This is a genomic window from Streptomyces sp. NTH33 (assembly GCF_003236365.1).
Lineage (GTDB): Bacteria > Actinomycetota > Actinomycetes > Streptomycetales > Streptomycetaceae > Streptomyces.
In genome coordinates, this window is sequence record NZ_POTZ01000610.1 from 1 (window position 1) to 3,357 (window position 3,357).

Sequence of the window (3,357 nt, forward strand, 5' to 3'; positions counted from 1 at the left end):
GTGAAGGGCAGCGGCAAGGCCCTGGAGTCGACGGCCTGGCAACGCTTCCTCGCGGCCGCCGGCGGCGAGGGCAACGTCGCCGCCTACTGCGCCGAACAACTGGGCCGGCCCCGGGCCGGCGACCCGGGCAGGGCGGAGGGCGGGAGCCAGGGCAACACCACCCGGCCCACCGCCGAGCAGGCCCGCCCGTCCCAGGCCGCCGAGAAGGGCAAGGAGCCCCCGGCACAGCAGGGGTGACCCGGAGAGCCGGGCAGGCCGACCGTGCCTGAGGCAACCGGAGGGCCGACTGCTACCGTCTACCAATCTGTAGACGTTCACCCCTCGGACAGCCCGGCTTCACCGAGGATTCCGCTTCTGTGCCCCGGAGATCCACCAGATGACGACTCTCTCCTCGCCCGCCCAGGGGCTCGACGGTGCGGCCATATCCGGCGGCCTCTACACCGACGTCACCGAGTTCGCCCGGCACACCCCCTGGCTGAACGGGCCCGCGGAGGCGTACTCCTCCCTCGGCATGGGGGTGTTCGTGGTCTTCGGCCTGATGGTCTGGTGGCGCGCCCGGCACCAGGGGAACGCGGTCATGGCCGCCGTACTGGCCACGCCGTTCGCCGTCGTCATCGCGTACGTCGCCAACAGCGGGATCAAGAACGTGTTCCAGGAGCCGCGCCCCTGCCGGGCCCTGCCCAAGGACTTCCTCATCGAGGCGTGTCCCCCCGTGGACGACTACGCCTTCCCCAGCAACCACACCACGGTCGCCTTCGCCTTCGCGGTGGCGCTGCTGGTCGTCAGCCGGTGGATCGGGTCCATCGCCCTGCTCGCGGCGGCGGTGATGGGCGCCTCACGGGTGTACGTCGGCGCCCACTACCCCCACGACGTCGCCGTCGGCGCCCTGGTGGGCACCGTCGTCGCCCTGCTCGTCCTCCTCGCGGCGCGCCTGCTCGCCGTGTCCTTCGTACGGCGGTTGCGCACCGGTGCGCTGGCCCCGCTGCTCACCGCCCCGGGCGCGGTGACGGGCCGGCCGGCGCGAGCGCGCTGACGTCGCCCTCTCCCCTGTTGTCCGTCCGCCCCCGGACACCGGTCGCTCGGCCGGTGTCCGGGGCGGCGTCGTTCAGTCGTCCTCAGTCGTCCCCAGTTGTCCTCAGGCGTCCTCAGGCGTCCTCGGGCGGCCACGGGCCGCGGTAGGCGTGGGCCCGGCGGCGGTCGCGGCGGACCAGCACGGCCGTGCGGGCCGCCACGATCAGCGTCGCGGTGGTGGCGGCCACGGGCCGCGGTAGGCGTGGGCCCGGCGGCGGTCGCGGCGGACCAGCACGGCCGTGCGGGCCGCCACGATCAGCGTCGCGGTGGTGAGCGGGACCAGGAAGGGCGTCATCCCTGTCATCGCGGCCGTGAGCGTCGTCATGGTCGTCACTGCTCCTCCCTGTGGTCCCTGTAGTCCCTGTAGTCCCTGTGGTCCTTGTGATCCCTGTGGTCCTTGTGATCCCTGTGGTTCCTGTGGTCCTTGCGGTCGGCCGCGTGCCGGGCCCGGGAGGTGGTGGATCCGGTGAGGGCCGCCTCGATGGCACCCATCCGGTCGGCCAGCAGGGCGAGGGCGGCCGTCGCCCGGGTGAGGGGGTCGTCGGTGGGGCCGCCGAGGGCCTGGGCGCGGGCGTGGGCGGACTTCAGCCCGGCCCAGCGGTCGGCCTGTCCGGGGGTCAGGGTGCCGCGCAGTTCGGCCAGTTTCAGCAGGTTGGCCTCGGCTCCTGTGGTGAGGGTCTGGGCCTCCGCGGTGAAGTGGTCGTCCAGGACGGCGGAGAGTTCGGCGCTGTTCATGACGGGCCGCAGCCGCTGGGCGATCTTGTTCATGGTGCGGTAGGAGCCCTGCAGCCGGAACGACGGCTCGGTGCGCGTCGTCTCGGACTGGGCGGCGGAGGCGATGTAGGCGGCGTTGACCGCGAGGACCGTCTCGCGGGCGGTGAGCAGGTGCCGCAGTACGGCGACGATCTGCTCCACCTCGGCGGGCGCGTAGGGGTGGACGAGCCGGTCGGCGCGGGCCGCGGGGTCGCCGGCGGCGAGCCGGAGCAGCAGGTCCAGGTCGCGGCGGTCGCGGCCGGCCAGCGGGGCGAGCACCGGGTTCGCGGTGAGCGCGTTCTCCAGGAAGCTGAGCGCGAAGACGTCCTCCTTGCCGGTCAGTACGTCACCGAGGTTCCAGACGTCGGCGCGGTTGGCGAGCATGTCCGGGACGCGGAAGCGGTCGCCGGACTCGGTGTAGGGGTTGCCGGTCATGCAGACGGCGAAGCGCTTGCCGCGCAGGTCGTAGGTGCGCGCCTCGCCGTTCCACACACCGTCGACGCGGCGGGTGGCGTCGCACAGCGGGATGAACTTCTGCAGCAGCTCCGGCGAGGTGTGCTGGATGTCGTCCAGGAGCAGCAGGGTGTTGTTGCCCGCCGCCAGCGCGAAGTTGATCTTCTCGATCTCCTGGCGGGCGGTGGCGTTGGGGGCCTCGGCCGGGTCCAGCGAGGTGACGGCGTGGCCGAGGGCCGGGCCGCTGACCTTGACCAGCATCAGGCCGAGGCGGTCGGCGACGTACTCCATGAGCGTGGTCTTGCCGTAGCCGGGCGGTGAGACGAGCAGCAGCAGGCCGCCGGTGTCGGTGCGCTTGGTCTCGCCCGCGGTGCCGAGCTGGCGGGCGAGGCTGTCGCCGATGAGGGGCAGGTAGACCTCGTCGATGAGCCGGTTGCGCACGAACGCCGCCATGGAGCGCGGACGGTGGTCGTCCAGGCGCAGCCGGGCGCGCTCGGCGTCCACCAGGGCGGTGCGGCGGCGCTGGTAGGCGCGGAAGGCGGGCACCTCCCGCTCCTGGAAGCGGCTCGTGCGGGCCAGGAACTCGTCGATCCGCAGGGTGAGCGCGCGGCCCGTGATGCGCGGGTGGGTGCCGAGCAGGCCCTCGGCCGTGGTCACCGGGGACGCCTCGGACTCGTAGCGGGGCAGGTCGGGGCAGAGTTCGGCGGCCACCGCCTCGGCCAGGTCCCCGGCGGAGATCCCGGTGCCGGTGGAGGTGACGTACGCCGACAGCCACGCCCCGGCCAGCTGGTGGCGCGCGGCGAGGTCGTCGAGCGCGGCCAGGTCCTCGTCGTAGGCGGAACTGCCCACCGTGCGGCGGAACTTGTCGAGCAGCGTGCGGGTGGCGGCGCTGACGACGAAGCCGTCGGGGCCACTCGTCAGCTCCTCGAAGAGGTAGGCGGCCGCGGCGCGGGCGAGGGTGCCGTCGCCCGCGCTCTCCCCGGCGGCGGCCGGCCGGGCCGCGATCGCCTCCGCCAGTTCCGTCTCCAGTTCGGCGATCGCCGGGGGCGGGCCGAAGATGTCGCGGGCGCGGGCCAGGGA

3 protein-coding genes and 1 pseudogene are annotated in these 3,357 nt (G+C 73.6%); 2 read left to right on the plus strand and 2 right to left on the minus strand.

Annotation, left to right across the window (positions count from 1 at the left end):
* Both C1I97_RS33755 and C1I97_RS33760 read left to right on the plus strand, forming a co-directional pair.
* Positions 1 to 237: pseudogene (locus tag C1I97_RS33755) on the plus strand (hypothetical protein); the annotation flags it as partial.
* A 139-nt stretch (positions 238 to 376) separates the two neighbouring features.
* Positions 377 to 1,033, plus strand: a complete 657-nt coding sequence (locus C1I97_RS33760; RefSeq protein WP_111006824.1) for a phosphatase PAP2 family protein — start codon at positions 377 to 379, stop codon at positions 1,031 to 1,033.
* A gap of 201 nt (positions 1,034 to 1,234) precedes the next feature.
* Here the strand turns inward: C1I97_RS33760 and C1I97_RS40315 are convergent, their stop codons facing one another.
* Together C1I97_RS40315 and C1I97_RS33765 are read right to left on the minus strand one after the other, a co-directional pair.
* On the minus strand, positions 1,235 to 1,396 hold the full coding sequence (locus C1I97_RS40315) for a hypothetical protein (protein WP_181447029.1): 162 nt from the start codon (positions 1,394 to 1,396) through the stop codon (positions 1,235 to 1,237).
* Between the two features lie 5 nt (positions 1,397 to 1,401).
* A partial coding sequence (locus C1I97_RS33765; RefSeq protein ID WP_146608379.1) for an ATP-binding protein occupies positions 1,402 to 3,357 on the minus strand: 1,956 nt, incomplete at its 5' end.